The organism is Ralstonia sp. GX3-BWBA, from assembly GCF_003290055.1.
Lineage (GTDB): Bacteria > Pseudomonadota > Gammaproteobacteria > Burkholderiales > Burkholderiaceae > Ralstonia > Ralstonia holmesii.
Genome location: NZ_QMKS01000009.1, coordinates 1,039,718 through 1,052,732 on the forward strand (window position 1 = coordinate 1,039,718; position 13,015 = coordinate 1,052,732).

13 protein-coding genes and 1 tRNA gene are annotated in these 13,015 nt (G+C 61.1%); 6 read left to right on the top strand and 8 right to left on the bottom strand.

The window, feature by feature from the left end; genetic code table 11:
* Positions 1-75: 75 nt before the first annotated feature.
* Positions 76-450: a hypothetical protein gene (locus tag DOD19_RS27505; protein WP_162634366.1), complete on the bottom strand. Its 375-nt coding sequence runs from the start codon at positions 448-450 to the stop codon at positions 76-78.
* A 300-nt stretch (positions 451-750) separates the two neighbouring features.
* Between DOD19_RS27505 and DOD19_RS27925 the strand changes: the two genes are divergently transcribed.
* Positions 751-2,067, top strand: coding sequence for an Ig-like domain-containing protein (locus tag DOD19_RS27925; protein ID WP_239497998.1), 1,317 nt, complete (start codon positions 751-753; stop codon positions 2,065-2,067).
* 20 nt (positions 2,068-2,087) lie between these two features.
* Entirely contained in the window at positions 2,088-3,083 is a 996-nt protein-coding gene (locus tag DOD19_RS12505; RefSeq protein ID WP_239497999.1) for a hypothetical protein, read from the top strand.
* Positions 3,084-3,131: 48 nt separating this feature from the next.
* Here DOD19_RS12505 and DOD19_RS28160 read toward each other — a convergent pair whose 3' ends face one another.
* The gene (locus tag DOD19_RS28160) at positions 3,132-3,266 is read right to left on the bottom strand and encodes a hypothetical protein (protein ID WP_275426886.1); all 135 of its coding nucleotides are present in this window, start codon (positions 3,264-3,266) and stop codon (positions 3,132-3,134) included.
* 561 nt (positions 3,267-3,827) lie between these two features.
* On the opposite strand from DOD19_RS28160, the gene DOD19_RS27510 reads away from it, so the two are divergent.
* A tRNA-Ser gene (locus tag DOD19_RS27510) sits at positions 3,828-3,920 on the top strand.
* A gap of 84 nt (positions 3,921-4,004) precedes the next feature.
* Here DOD19_RS27510 and DOD19_RS12510 read toward each other — a convergent pair.
* Together DOD19_RS12510 and DOD19_RS12515 are read right to left on the bottom strand one after the other, a co-directional pair.
* Positions 4,005-4,961, bottom strand: coding sequence for an alpha/beta fold hydrolase (locus DOD19_RS12510; RefSeq protein ID WP_112185805.1), 957 nt, complete (start codon positions 4,959-4,961; stop codon positions 4,005-4,007).
* 23 nt (positions 4,962-4,984) lie between these two features.
* The gene (locus DOD19_RS12515; protein ID WP_204360060.1) at positions 4,985-6,523 is read right to left on the bottom strand and encodes an NAD(P)/FAD-dependent oxidoreductase; all 1,539 of its coding nucleotides are present in this window, start codon (positions 6,521-6,523) and stop codon (positions 4,985-4,987) included.
* Positions 6,524-6,643: 120 nt separating this feature from the next.
* Here DOD19_RS12515 and DOD19_RS12520 point away from each other — a divergent pair, with 120 nt between their 5' ends.
* Positions 6,644-7,312, top strand: a complete 669-nt coding sequence (locus tag DOD19_RS12520) for a TetR/AcrR family transcriptional regulator (RefSeq protein WP_112185809.1) — start codon at positions 6,644-6,646, stop codon at positions 7,310-7,312.
* Here DOD19_RS12520 and DOD19_RS12525 read toward each other — a convergent pair.
* From DOD19_RS12525 to DOD19_RS12535, 3 genes are all read right to left on the bottom strand, one after another.
* Positions 7,309-8,295: a M14 family metallopeptidase gene (locus tag DOD19_RS12525; protein ID WP_112185811.1), complete on the bottom strand. Its 987-nt coding sequence runs from the start codon at positions 8,293-8,295 to the stop codon at positions 7,309-7,311. The two genes, DOD19_RS12520 and DOD19_RS12525, sit on opposite strands and share 4 nt — an antisense overlap.
* 37 nt (positions 8,296-8,332) lie before the next feature.
* A complete protein-coding gene (locus DOD19_RS12530) occupies positions 8,333-9,661 on the bottom strand; it encodes an MFS transporter (protein WP_112185812.1) in 1,329 nt (442 codons plus the stop codon).
* A gap of 139 nt (positions 9,662-9,800) precedes the next feature.
* Positions 9,801-10,724, bottom strand: coding sequence for a LysR family transcriptional regulator (locus DOD19_RS12535; protein WP_024976577.1), 924 nt, complete (start codon positions 10,722-10,724; stop codon positions 9,801-9,803).
* A gap of 120 nt (positions 10,725-10,844) precedes the next feature.
* Between DOD19_RS12535 and DOD19_RS12540 the strand changes: the two genes are divergently transcribed.
* Together DOD19_RS12540 and DOD19_RS12545 are read left to right on the top strand one after the other, a co-directional pair.
* Positions 10,845-12,059 carry an NAD(P)/FAD-dependent oxidoreductase gene (locus DOD19_RS12540; protein ID WP_112185814.1) on the top strand — a complete coding sequence of 405 codons (1,215 nt, stop codon included), beginning with the start codon at positions 10,845-10,847 and terminating at the stop codon, positions 12,057-12,059.
* 19 nt (positions 12,060-12,078) lie between these two features.
* Entirely contained in the window at positions 12,079-12,654 is a 576-nt protein-coding gene (locus DOD19_RS12545) for a hypothetical protein (protein WP_112185816.1), read from the top strand.
* On the opposite strand, the gene DOD19_RS12550 is transcribed toward DOD19_RS12545, so the two are convergent.
* Positions 12,638-12,934 carry a cupin domain-containing protein gene (locus DOD19_RS12550; RefSeq protein WP_024976580.1) on the bottom strand — a complete coding sequence of 99 codons (297 nt, stop codon included), beginning with the start codon at positions 12,932-12,934 and terminating at the stop codon, positions 12,638-12,640. The genes DOD19_RS12545 and DOD19_RS12550 overlap by 17 nt on opposite strands.
* Positions 12,935-13,015 lie beyond the last annotated feature (81 nt).

A 13,015-nucleotide genomic window follows, 5' to 3' on the forward strand; every position in this document is an offset into this window, starting at 1 on the left:
CCTCAGCACGCCGCATACGGATCCAGTGTCCAGCGCGTTCGGGCCAGCAGGCACCACGGTGACTTCTCGGTTCCGTCACTCAGACTGGAACCACGCGCGCGCAAGTTGCACGGCCTCTTTCAATTCATCCATTTGTTCATTTACCTGCCGAACGGCCTCAAGAAATGGAGCGGCAATTTCGGGCTTGTTTCTGGCAGAGGATGCAAGTGAATCGAGCGTTTCGCGTAGTGCCACGAGTAATGCCCACGACGATTCAAGCCTAGCTTTGACTGAGTCCAGACTCCCCCAATCACGGAGCTTAGCAATATCTCGCACTTGCATTGCTGCTCGGTTAGACCGGCGCACAGCCTCCCCGCAAAACCACTGAATGTACTGTCTATCGGTTGTGCTATTGCCGTTGCATTGTGATGCTGAGTCTATGTCGAACGTGTAGCTTTGAGTTTGTTCCATATTCTTTTTCCGTCATCAGATTGTGGCTTGCTCGCCAGGAACCGCAGCTTGACTTTTCCTCGGTCGCACCGTGTCATTTCTCCGACATTAGAGAAAGTGAAATTAGATATAAGTACCGCTTAATTTAGTGTAGCTTCGCGCTAATTTCGCCGACGCTTTCCCTCCACATATGTTATCAGCGCCGTCAACCCCCCTGCGCGAGGGGATTTCAACGTAAAGGTCACGGTACATCTTCCGATTCAGGTCGACATATCGCAAACGAAGTATGAGGACATACCGTAATTGGGGGACGTTTTGGGATTGCTTAACATCAAGTCAATTAAGCGCTTAATTTTATTGATTTTATTCATTGCTGGTTCGGGCTGCAGTTGCGCCGCCTATGCTGTTGATGGATGTCCGGTTGATGGCATCAATTTTACCTGCGTTCCATTTCAAGCCTCCCCTTGGCGCTATTTGGCAGGACTAAGCTCAGGCAATGGTACTGGGCAGTGGTATTCCACACCACAGGACGCTTATGCCGGATTAGTTGCGTGGTACAGGCCAAATTGCCCTTACACAGTGAGTCCACTGTCTGCGTTTGTGCCAAATCAGTTTGATGCAGACGCCAACGAATATGCCTCAGTAGTCTTTTCCTTGTCGTCAACATGCACTATCGACCCGGGAGCGCAGATTACCGCCTGGGTTGGGGGATACAGGGACGTTACCTGCCCCGCAGGCTCAACATTTTGGACCAACAATGGATTTTATAGAAGTCCCCACGTCTATTGCATAACGCGAGTAAGCAATACTGCGAACGCAAGCATCGAACTTATGTGGGTGTCGCCATCATCCAATCCGCCAGATAGTTCTATCCCTAATAACGCCTTGGGGGCAATTGTTCCCAGCAAAATTAGAGGGACGAACAATGTCCACTATTCGACCGCGACTCTTAAGGCTGTCGTGAAAACAGCTACGGGCTCTCCGATTGCAGGTGCCCAAGTCTCTATTTTGGTCGATGTTACGCAGTCGTCCGGCTACCATAACCACGCGTCTGGAAATCGCCCTAAGGGTATCTTGAGTTCTGCCACCATACCCATCTCGTATGAGAAGATCCAAATACCTGGAATTACGGATGGCAATGGAGAATTTCAGTTTAATTTTACGGCAACTGATTTCGCCAGTGAGCACAAAATGACCGCATCCTGCACGGATCGGACATGTGGTCAAAAGGGGAAAAACCTTGTCTTAACCAAAATTCCAAGCTTGATCCCTCTCGCAGCAAACGGACAGCTTTACACATTGAGGGGTGCGAGTTCCACGCATCAATCGAACCACAACTTTACCTCGACCGCCCAAGATTCTTTGATTGAGCTTGCAACGAGATTCCGGGATCAGAATGGAGGTACACTCTTAATTGTGAACGATGGAAGTCTGCCATTTGGTGGGCTTTATGACTTCACAAATAATTGGGCTAACCCTCACAAGGCTCATCGGAGAGGGGTGGTTGTTGACATCAACAATTTCACGGTCAGAAGCATTCCTTTTGAGCATTTGTGTAAAGACTTAGGTATTTTTCCATCATGGGAAGGTGGTAGTCACCCTCACTATCATTTGTGGCTTATTGGGCAGGATGGTTAACTATGAAAAGAAGCTCTAGGGTGTTGCGAATTCTCTTGGCCATTGGCGCGTTGATTTATGGGACGGCTGCGCAGCCGCAGAGCATTGCTCTCGATCCTTCGTCCGGTGACTACACGATTTCGTACTACGCATCCGACGACAACGGGAATCAAGTGCTTCGGCAAACGGTATTCGTGCCGAGCACGAAGGTTCGCCCGACCATCCGATCCGAGTTTGAGGAGCGGCATGGCGGTAGCATCGTGTACCGGTATGCGCTCAAGAACGGGGCTAATGCCCCTCAAGCAATTCAAGTGTTCACGCTTGATCCTGTGGTGGGCATAAAGACGCAGGTCGTAGCCTCCGGCAAGCGTGCCGCCCACGGCGAGATATCGACGCCGCAGCCGTGGACCATTTTGACCGCCGCGAGGGGGGGCGACTCCCTTCGAGTCGTCTGGAGGTATCCAGGCGCTGGTGGCCTCTGGCCAACACAAGCTCAACCGGGATTTGGCTTTGAGAGTACAAGCCTTCCTGGGATTGTTGCGGCTGGCGTCGCTGGTAATGCCCCTGATTTTGCCGGTTTGGGAGAGGATGGATTCGACTCTGACTCGACGCTTGGCAAGCAGTTTCAGCAGTTGGTTATGCATGACTATGTCGATGTCTGGGTTGCAGCACCAACTATTTCGCTGACGAATCCCGTCAATCCGACCGCGGTGTTGACGCAACTGAGAACGCACGTCGCGACTTGGCCTTCACAGAAGCTCATTGACCAGAACGTTGCGGCAAGTCTCGATTTGCAATTTCAGACTGCTATCGCCGCGCTCGCTCAAGGGAATACGCAGCAGGCAATTCAAGCGCTGCGGGCAGCGCGCCAGTCGATCGCACCTCTTCATGATGGTGACGGGCGTAATGAAGATGAAGGGCCAGCCGAGGAGCGACGTAAGGGGAGCGGCAGCAAGTCAAATGGGCTCGCCGCGCGTGTCCTGCAGTTTGACTTGCGGTTTTTGCTCCGCCAACTCTCAGGCAATACAGACATTTGACGTGTAGTCGCTGACTCCCTTCTCAGAGGGAAGGGGGTCTTGCTTCTTTTAACGGCCCAGACTAATCGCGTTACGAATCGTCTGCTCGGTCTCGCTGGTGATTTCGCTCACCTGGCGGACTGAGAGCGTGGGCGGGTAAAGCGGGGTCAGGTACTCAAGGAACGTGAGTTGTGCGAAAGCCACGGCGGAACACCTCTGGTGATGGCCACGAACACCGTTGGGTGTTCGTGGTTGCAACCGAGAGATGTGTGATCCGGTTTCTGCCAGGTCCAAACCGCTGCCTGGTTCACGGCTGTTCGCATTATTTTAGAAACACCGGCGCTCACTGGGCTGGCCGCCCTGTGTTCACGCAGCAGAGGTTCTCGTAAGCCCCTACTTTGGCGTTCCTCTGCGGGCGCTACCCCGCGCTATCAACCCTGTCGCTATTGCTCGCCATATCCACACATTTTCGAAGGCAAGCGCAGCCGTCATGCTCGCTTTCATGGTCTTCGTACGCCACCCCATGACGGGCTTCGTTAAGGTGGACGCCGTACCACAGACCAATCCGGTGCGAGAATTATACTTAGCGCTACCCCAACGCCGTCAACCGCAATGGAGAACGATCACGAGGCAGCGCATACCCCGAAACCGCTGTCCAAATTTTGTCCAATTGAGTGCCGAAGACTTCCGGTAGAATCAAAAATAATTGGACATAAGCCGGCATACCGGAATTTGCCTAACCCATTGATCGGCAAGTGGAATTCAGAAGAATTCCACTTACAAATCAGGTAGTTACGACCCACCTCGGACGGAATCATAATCCGCAGGTCCGGGGTTCGAGTCCCTGATTCGCCACCAAATACCAAAAAGCCCTGCTTCGGCAGGGCTTTTTGCTTTTCTGCTGCTTCCGTGCATCCCTAGCCCCACACAAGGGGCCCCGGGCTAGGCAAGCGCCTCGGCTCGCGCAGGCGCCGCAGCGGCAACCGCCAGCACCCAATCCGTCGTCAACGCCGGCTGCGTCACGGGCAGCATATGACCGCCGTCGATGATGCGCAGGTTCACGCGGTCGAGCTTCTGCTTGAGTGCCTCGCCCTGGCGTTTGACGTTGAGAATGCGGTCACCGCGGCCGTACAGCATGTCGACAGGCACCGTCATCGAGGCATAGCGGCGTTCCATGTCGGGCAGATCTTCCGGCGCAGAGACCAGATCCGACGAAGCCGCATAAAACACATGCGGACGCAGCCCCAGCAAGCCGCCACCCTTGAACGGGAAATCCTTCGGCATGGTCTCAGGCGCGAACACCGCGGCGATGGCCTTGCGAGAATTGATGATCGACAGGGGAATCGCGAGCGTCCATGACACCAGCCTGCGCACCAGCGGCGACGGCAACACCAAGCCCCCGAACGCACCGGGCGGCGCGCTCTCTGCATGCGTGAGCGGCGCGATCAACGCGAGCCGGCGAATGACGTGCGGATGGTTCAGCCCCACCGCCAGTGAAATCGCTCCGCCAAGCGAATGCCCCACCAGCACGGGCTTGTCGAGCCCAAGCTTCTCGATGCACTGCGCGACCATGCCAGCCTGCGCGTAGATATTGGCCGGCGAATCCACACCGCGCACGGACCGCCCCGCCCCCGGCCGGTCGATCACGATCACGCGGTGCGAGCGCGCAAGCCGATCCATATCCAGATACGCGAAGTTGCGCAGGTTGCCGCACAGGCCATGCACGAACACGATGGCGGGGCCTTGGCCGCGATCGGTGTAATGCACGCGGTCTGCCCCGACATCAATGAACTTGCCTTCGGGCGGAAATCCCTTTGTGACGCGGCGTGCGATGAAGAACGTAAACGCAACAGGCGCCAGGAGTGCAAATGCGATGACGCCAAGAATGGTGCTGGTCATAGTGTCCCCGATGCGGGAGGCGGTTAGGCGGACTGTGCCGCGCCGATCGGCTGCGCGCGGCGTTCGAACTGCATGGCGCTGTCGGCCAACGTGCCGAATTTGAGCATCATCAGATCGCGTGCGTAGTTCTGATACGACTTCCACGGCTGCTTGTCGCCCTGCTTGGGCAGGATGGCGGCGGCACGCTGAATGTAGCCGGACGTCAGATCGACGGCAGGCTCGCAGCTCATCGCTTCGTCATCGAGACGCGGCACGCAGGTATCAAACCCGTTGGACTGCATGTGGTTGAGCAGCCTGCAAACGTACTGCGCGATCAACTCGGCCTTGAGCGTCCACGACGCATTTGTATAGCCGAACGACGACGCGAGGTTCGGCACGCCGCTGTACATCATGCCCTTGTACGACACCGTCTCTGCCAGGTTCACTGCGCGCCCGTCGACGCTGATGGCGGCCCCGCCCAGCACCTTCAACTTGAGCCCCGTGGCCGTGACGATCACGTCGGCATCAAGATGCTCGCCGCTCTTGAGCTGCAGGCCGGTCGGCGTGAAGCGCGCGATCTCGTCGGTCGCAATCGACGCCTTGCCCGCGCGGATCGTCTTGAACAGATCGCCGTCGGGCACAAGGCACAGGCGCTGGTCCCACGGGTTGTAGCGCGGCGTGAGGTGTTTGCGCACGTCGAACCCGGGACCGATCTGCTTGCCCGCCATGCGGATGATGAAGTCTTTGAATGCCTTGGGCTTGCGACGCGCGAGGCTGTAGAAGTACATCGTCAGCAGGACGTTTTTCGTGCGCACCAGCCGGTGAGCAAGGCCCGACGGCAACCAGCGACGCAATGTGTTGGCCACGGCATCCTGTTCCGGTCGCGAGACGATGTACGTAGGCGAGCGCTGCAGCATCGTCACGTGCTGCGCGGTGCCGGCCATCGCGGGCACAAGCGTGACGGCCGTGGCTCCGCTGCCGATCACCACCACGCGCTTGCCGGCGTACGACAGATCGTTCGGCCAATGCTGCGGATGGACGATCCGCCCCCGGAACTGATCCATCTCGGGCCACGTCGGTGCGTGGCCTTCTTCGTAGTCGTAGTAGCCGCTGCACATGTAGAGGAACTTGCAGGTGAACTGCACCGGTTCCTCGCGCGAGCCATCGCTGCGTAGGGCCTGCACCGTCCAGCGCGCCGCTGCGGAATCCCAGCTCGCACCCGTCACCTTGTGGCGGAAGCGGATCGACTTGTCGATGCCGAACACGCGTGCGGTGTCGCGGATGTAGTCGAGAATCGTCTGGCCGTCGGAAATGGCTTTGCTGCTGTGCCACGGCCGGAAGCTGTAGCCGAGCGTGAACATGTCGGAGTCGGATCGGATACCCGGATAGCGGAACAGGTCCCACGTGCCGCCAATGGTTTCGCGCCCTTCAAGGATGGCGAAGCGCGCCGATGGGCAGCGCTCGCGCAGGTGATACGCCGCGCCAATGCCCGAGAGGCCCGCGCCGACGATGAGCACGTCGAGGTCTGTATCCGGCGCGGCAGCCCGGTTGCGGGGCGCGCCCGGGTTGGCGCTTCGCTCCATCGTCGTGTCCATGCGGTCTCCTGTTTGCAGCCCCGGGGGCGGGATCGGCAAATTTCGCCTTAAATGTGGTGTGATTCATCACCACTTTAATTTTTGGCCGTCCTGACGTCAAATAGCGAAATGGAGAAAACACTTGAAACAGCCGACGCGCCCGCCAAGAAGGGCCGTCCGTATGGCGGTGTGGCGCCGGAAGCACGCGCAGCAGACCGCCGCGATGCGCTGATCCGCGCCGGCACGCGCGTCTTCGGCACGGTGGGCTTTCGCAAGGCCACCGTGCGTGCGATCTGCCAGGAAGCGAGGCTCAACGATCGGTACTTTTACGCCGCGTTCGACAGCACCGAAGCCCTGCTGCGCGCGACCTACCAGCAACATGCGGAAGACTTGCGCGCGCAGGTGTCGGAGGCCACCGCGGCTGCGGAAGGCACGCTGGAAGCTCGTGTCGACGCCGGCCTGCAGGCGTTTTTCGCGTTCTTGCGAGACTCATGCGCAGCGCGCGTGCTGCTACTCGAAGTGATGGGCGTGAGCCCGGAAACGGACGCAACCTATCAGCGCAACCTGCTGGAGTTCGGCAAGCAGATCATGGCGAACGCCCAACTGCCCGGCACGCACAATGACGACGATGCAGAACTGCGCGCCGATCAACGCATCATCGGCCTCGCGCTCGTGGGAGCATTGACCAACGTCGGTGCGGCGTGGCTTCTGACCGGCTATCGAGATCCCGAAGAGAAGATGGTGCGCAACTGCCGCCAAGTCGTGCTCGGCACATTGCGCACCATGCTGGGCGCTTAGGCCGTGCCTTCCGGCTTGCCCAACCGGACCACGGTCACACCCTGCGCCAGGTGTCGCAACGATGGCTGCAGCAGAACGCAGTTGTCGTACGGGGTGACGATCTGCAGGTCTCCATCGGTGGCGATGACAGTGCCTGCTCGCTCGATGGTTTCCATACCGCGATAGTCGTCCGCAAAACGGAATGCCGTGGATTTAGCGACCACCGGATCGGTCACACGAATGCAACGCACCTCCAGCGCGGGCGCAATCCCCAGCCATTCCGATACCGCCGATGCGTCGACGGTGCCAAGCGCCACCAGGAAACGCGCGCACGCATCCAGCGCCACATCGCGGCTCGTGCGCTCGAAATGCTGGCCGCATTCGATGAGCAGCGCGTTCTTCGGGCTAGCGGCATCGCCAAAGCCGCCGTACTCGCGCAAGCGGCGGCCAGCAGCGTGGCCGGCATCGATCATCAGATGCGAAGGCGCGCCAACCTGGCGGCCCAACGCGACGCCTTTCGCATGCGGACCCGTCAGCATCAGCGGCTCCGCCTTTTCATGCATCGAGTGAATATCGAGCAGGTAGTCGACCGTGTCGATCACAGGGCGCAGTTCACGCGCGCGGCGCAGTTCCAGCGTGTCGCCTGCGCCGTCGAGCTTGTCCGCCGACCAGACGCGGTTCAGATCTTCGTCGATAAAGCGCGTGGCATCCGGATCGTTAATGTCGAAACGCTCGTACGCCTCGACGTTTGCGAATGACAGCGTGAGCCGGCCACGCGCCGGGCGCACGCCGGCAGCCAGCAGCATATCCACCGCAATCGCGCCGCACAGCTCATTGCCATGCGTGAGCGCGTTGATCATGACGTGCGGACCGGGCATGCCGCTATCGAACGTGTGCACGTAATCAATGTCGTGCGTACCCGTCTTCCAGCGGTGGATATCGGGCTTGTGCAGCTCGATCGGGTACACCGGCAGCGTGGCGCGCAGCGCCTCCAGGGTCATCATGCGAAATCCTTGGGTGTTACGAGAAGTCTGTTCAGGTTCAGTGCGCACGAGCGCGTCCACGCAGCATCCAGAGCGAGACCAGGCTGATCAGCGTGGTCGCAAACACATAGAAGCTCGGCGACGTCTTGATGTGCGTGACGCCAATCAGCCATGTGACGATCAGCGGCGAGAACCCACCGAAGATCGTTACCGACAGGTTGTAGCTCAGCGCCAGGCCCGTGCCGCGCGTACGCGTCGGGAAGATGTCAGCCAGGAGCGCCGGCAACGGCGCCAGGATGGCGGCCAACAGCACGCCCACAATCGCCTGCATGACCAGCAGCGTCCAGAACGTCGGTTGCGCGACCAGCGTGGCAAACATCGGATACGTCGACAGCGCAATCACCACCATCGCAATCGACACCACGCGGATGCTGCCGAAACGATCCGCCAACAACCCGAACGCCGGCGCCATCACCATCAGCATCGCGCCGGTGATCATCGTGCAGACCAGCGAGGCACTGGTCGCGATGTGGAGTTGATTGATGGCATAGGTCGGCATGTAGACCTTCTGCACGTAGTTGAATGCGGTGACGGCTACGACCACGCCCGCCCCCAGCAGTAGCCCCGGCAAACCCTGAGTGAGGGTATCGCGCAGCGGCGAATGCGTTTGCGGCGCGCCCTGCGCCTCGGCCTGCATGGCGACAAACTCGGGCGTCTCAGGCGTGTGGCGACGAATGTAGACGCCAATGGGACCGATCAGCAAGCCGAATAGGAACGCCACGCGCCAGCCCCATGACTCCACTTGCTCGGTGGTCAGCGCGTAAGTCAGCCATGCGCTCAAGCCCGCCGCCAGCAATGTGGCAAGGCCCTGCGTGGCGGCTTGCCAGCTCGCGTTGTATCCCATGCGCTTGCCGTTGGCGTGCTCGATCATGAACGCCGTGGCTGAACCGAATTCTCCACCGGCCGAAAAGCCCTGCAGCAGCCGCGCCACGATCACGATGGCCGGCGACCACAGCCCGATCGACGCGTACGTCGGTGCAAACGCGATCATCGCGGTGCCGAGCATCATCAGCAGGATCGACCACGTCAGCGCAGCCTTGCGGCCGACGCGGTCTGCATAGCTGCCAAGCACCATCGAGCCCAGCGGCCGCATGATGAACGACACGCCAAACGTGCCGACCGAGAGCATCAGCGAACTCCACGCATCGCCCGTCGGGAAGAACAGCTTGCCGATGGTGATGGCGAAATAGCCGTAGATCAGCAGATCGTAGTATTCGAGCGCGTTGCCAACGCTGGCTGCCAATACGGCACGCCAGGGCGCGGGATGTCGATGGGTATCGCTGGCGCGTGCGGATGCGCCGCTCGCATTGAGGGTGTGGGCTGGCATGGTTGTCTCCCCGTGGTCTGTGCCGATCCGCCGGTTTTGCTGAATAGCGCTGGCGGGCGAAGGTTGCGGAGGAGTCTAGGTGCCGTGCCCAGGCGGCTTGTGCCGTTTCGGCACAAGGTTGGGCTTTCTGCGATGCGCCTCAGGCGAGGTCGGCGCGGGCGTTGTTGTTGGCGTTATCAACGGCCAGTTGCCATACCTCGTCAAGCAGTGCGCTCTGATTGCTGCGCACCCGCATCATGCGGATGTTGACGTGGATGTGCCAAGCGTCATCGCCGGCGGGGCGAAGTTCACCCGCATTCAGGTGCGGCTTGGCCAGGCGATACGGCAACCAGGCCATGCCGAATCCACGCAGGGCCATCTCTTCCACGGCCTCGTAAAAATCCGCCTGAAACACGGGCTGCAGATGCGCCTTGCGGTCGGCGGCGGCCAAGTGGCTGTCAAGCATTTGGCGCAACGTCAGCCCACGTGCAAAGGCCAGCCATGGCAGCGGTGCTGCGGCCGAGCCCGGCAGGGTGAACCGGGCACGACCACGCTTGTCAGGCGCGCTGACCGGTACCAGCGTCTCGCTGCCCAGCGTGCAATGGTCGTACTTGCGCGGATCGAGCAATGCATCGGCCTGCGGGCTGGCGTAGGCGATCAGCAGATCGACCGTGCCATCGGCAAGTGCCAAGACGCCCTCCTGTGTGCCGCCCGTCGTCACGCTGAGCGGAAACACGCCGCGCTGGCGTGCCAGCGTTTCATACCAGCCCGGGACGAAGGTGCGCGCCAGCGTGCGCCCTGTGCCGATCTTGAGCGCCACCGGCAATTGCGCCTCGCGCAGCAGCAAGCGCGCATCGTTCAAGCCGTCGACGGCATTGGACGCGGCATCCAGAAACAAGCGCCCCGCCGCCGTGAGCGTGACCGGATGCTCGCTGCGCTCGACCAGCGCGGTGCCCACCCATTCTTCCAGCGCCTTGATCCGCCGGCCGAATGCGGGATGCGTGACGTTGCGGTTCTCGGCAGCGCGGCTGAAGCTGCGTGTCTTGGCGAGTTCCTTGAAGTCTTCCAGCCATTTGATCTGCATGGCGCGTCCGGGTGGGGTGGTGGGCGGGAGGTCTGCGCATTATCTCCGCAGCGTGCACGAACGGCCTTAACGTGCGTGCCGTATCGTTATCATCTTGAGCAAACGATCTGCCACGCCTTCATGACCGCACCCCGCCCGCTGACCATCGGCATTGCCGGCGCCGGTAACGCCGGCCTCGCCGCCGCCATCGCGTTTGCCCGCCAGGGGCACGACGTGCACGTCTTCGAAAAGCACCCGCAGCTGACCGCCATGGGCGCGGGCCTGCTGATTCAGCCGCAGGGTATCCGCGCGCTGGAGACACTCGGCGTGGGTCGCGAGCTGGAGGGCATCGGCGCGCCGATCGACCGGCTGATCGGCCTGAGCCATCGCGGCTGGCGCCTGCTCGACATCGACTACGCCGATACGCCCGGCCGCGCCGTCACGCGCCACGCGCTGTCATCCATGCTTTACGACGCCGCGTTGCACGCGGGCGCATCGTTCCACTTTGATTGCGCGATCCAGCAACTGCTTCTTGATGGCCCGCGCGCACGGGTCACGCACGCACAGGGCGAATCAATGTTCGACTTGTTTGTGATTGCCGATGGCGCGGCCTCGGCGCTGCGTGAGCCCGCAGGGCTCGCCGGCCCGTCGAGTACCTACCGATGGGGCACGCTGTGGTTCCAAGGGTGGGTGGATGGCTGGAACCCGCGCGTGCTGCAGCAGCGCTTTCGCGGCACGCGCGAAATGATGGGCCTGCTGCCCACCGAAGTGGACGGCACCCGCACTCGCCTATCGATGTTCTGGAGCCTCCCCGGTGATGCTGTGGACGCCTGGCGACAGACCGACATCACGCAGTGGAAAGCGCATGTGCTGAGCCTGTGGCCGCAAGCCTCGCCCATGGTCGAACAGATTGGCTCCCACGACGATATGCCTTTCGCCGTCTATCGCCACACATGGCCGCGCGCGCTGGCCAAACCACCCTACTGCGTCATCGGCGACGCCGCCCATGCCATGAGCCCGCAGCTCGGCCTGGGGACCACCCTGGCCGCGCAAGATGCCCTGGCACTCGCCGCGTGCGTGCAAGTGCATGGCCCCACCGATGGCGCCCTCGCCTATCACGCCCGGCGTCTGCGTACCGTGCAGGCCTATCAGACGCTTAGCCGAGCACTCACGCCGTGCTTCCAGGCCCAATATGGAGGCTGGATGCGAGACGTGGTGTTCGCCACCGGCTTGCGTATCCCGGGTGTTGCATGGCTGATGAAGCGCAGCCTGGCGGAACCGCCTGCTCGCGACGCCACATTCGCCCCGGCCGCGGCCGCGGCTTCCACAACAGCCAGCGAAAAACCGCAGGCATAACACCACGCCACGGATCATCATGAGCCTGCTGAACACCTTCCTTCCCGAGCATCAGTTCAGCGAGCAGCACCACATACGCGTCAATGCCCCGCCCGCGCGCGTGCTCGACGTGGTTTCGCAACTGGACGTCAGTGATTTCCCGCTGGCCAGGCTGTTCCTGCACTTGCGCGCCATCCCGGCACGCATCGCCGCCGCGATGGGCAAACCCAGTGCGCGACGTATCGATGCCGGATTTGGCCTGCACGATTTCACGGTACTCGGCCGCGATGGAGATCGCGAATTCGCGCTGGGCCTGGTCGGCCGCTTCTGGGAATCCGCCGGTGGGCTCGTCCGCGTTGAAGCCGGCGCATTTCGCGCGTTCTCGGAGCCCAACATCGCCAAGCTGGTCATGACGTTCGTCGCCGAACCCGACGGCGCCGGCACGCTGCTGACCACGCGCACGTGCGTGCATTGCTCCGACACAACGGCGCGCCGCCGCTTCACGCCTTACTGGGTGCTGATCCGCATACCAAGCGGGCTGATCCGCCGGATGATGCTGCAGCGGATCAAGCAACTCGCGGAGGCCCACTGCGCCCCGCTTACACGTCCAGAATAACCAACGTGCCCGCGCTGCCGGCGTCCACGCTGTGCGGCACGCCGGCGGGCACGACGTACAGCTCGCCGCGCGACACGGTTACCGGTTCGCCGTCGATGCGCAGACGCAGCTCGCCATCGATCACTAGCAGGCCTTCGGCATAGTCGTGCACTTCGTCGGGATACGGCGTGCCGTCCATGCGCAGCACCTTGAAGTTGCCGCCGCCAAAGCGCTCCAGCACGCGAGACGACCATGCACGCGGCAGCGCATCGGCCTCTGCATTGAGATTGAAAGACGGCACACCGGCCTCGCCCGAGAATCAGAAGCGCTGAGCATACCAGCCGATGAACAACAAAAAGGGCACCGCCGCGTTCCTGCGGTG

Excerpts from the sequence above, each read along its gene's own strand:
- DOD19_RS27505 (WP_162634366.1), bottom strand. The coding sequence starts at position 450 with ATGGAACAAACTCAAAGCTACACGTTCGACATAGACTCAGCATCACAA.
- DOD19_RS12510 (WP_112185805.1), bottom strand. The coding sequence starts at position 4,961 with ATGACCAGCACCATTCTTGGCGTCATCGCATTTGCACTCCTGGCGCCT.
- DOD19_RS12515 (WP_204360060.1), bottom strand. The coding sequence starts at position 6,523 with ATGGAGCGAAGCGCCAACCCGGGCGCGCCCCGCAACCGGGCTGCCGCG.
- DOD19_RS12520 (WP_112185809.1), top strand. The coding sequence starts at position 6,644 with ATGGAGAAAACACTTGAAACAGCCGACGCGCCCGCCAAGAAGGGCCGT.
- DOD19_RS12525 (WP_112185811.1), bottom strand. The coding sequence starts at position 8,295 with ATGATGACCCTGGAGGCGCTGCGCGCCACGCTGCCGGTGTACCCGATC.
- DOD19_RS12530 (WP_112185812.1), bottom strand. The coding sequence starts at position 9,661 with ATGCCAGCCCACACCCTCAATGCGAGCGGCGCATCCGCACGCGCCAGC.
- DOD19_RS12535 (WP_024976577.1), bottom strand. The coding sequence starts at position 10,724 with ATGCAGATCAAATGGCTGGAAGACTTCAAGGAACTCGCCAAGACACGC.
- DOD19_RS12540 (WP_112185814.1), top strand. The coding sequence starts at position 10,845 with ATGACCGCACCCCGCCCGCTGACCATCGGCATTGCCGGCGCCGGTAAC.
- DOD19_RS12545 (WP_112185816.1), top strand. The coding sequence starts at position 12,079 with ATGAGCCTGCTGAACACCTTCCTTCCCGAGCATCAGTTCAGCGAGCAG.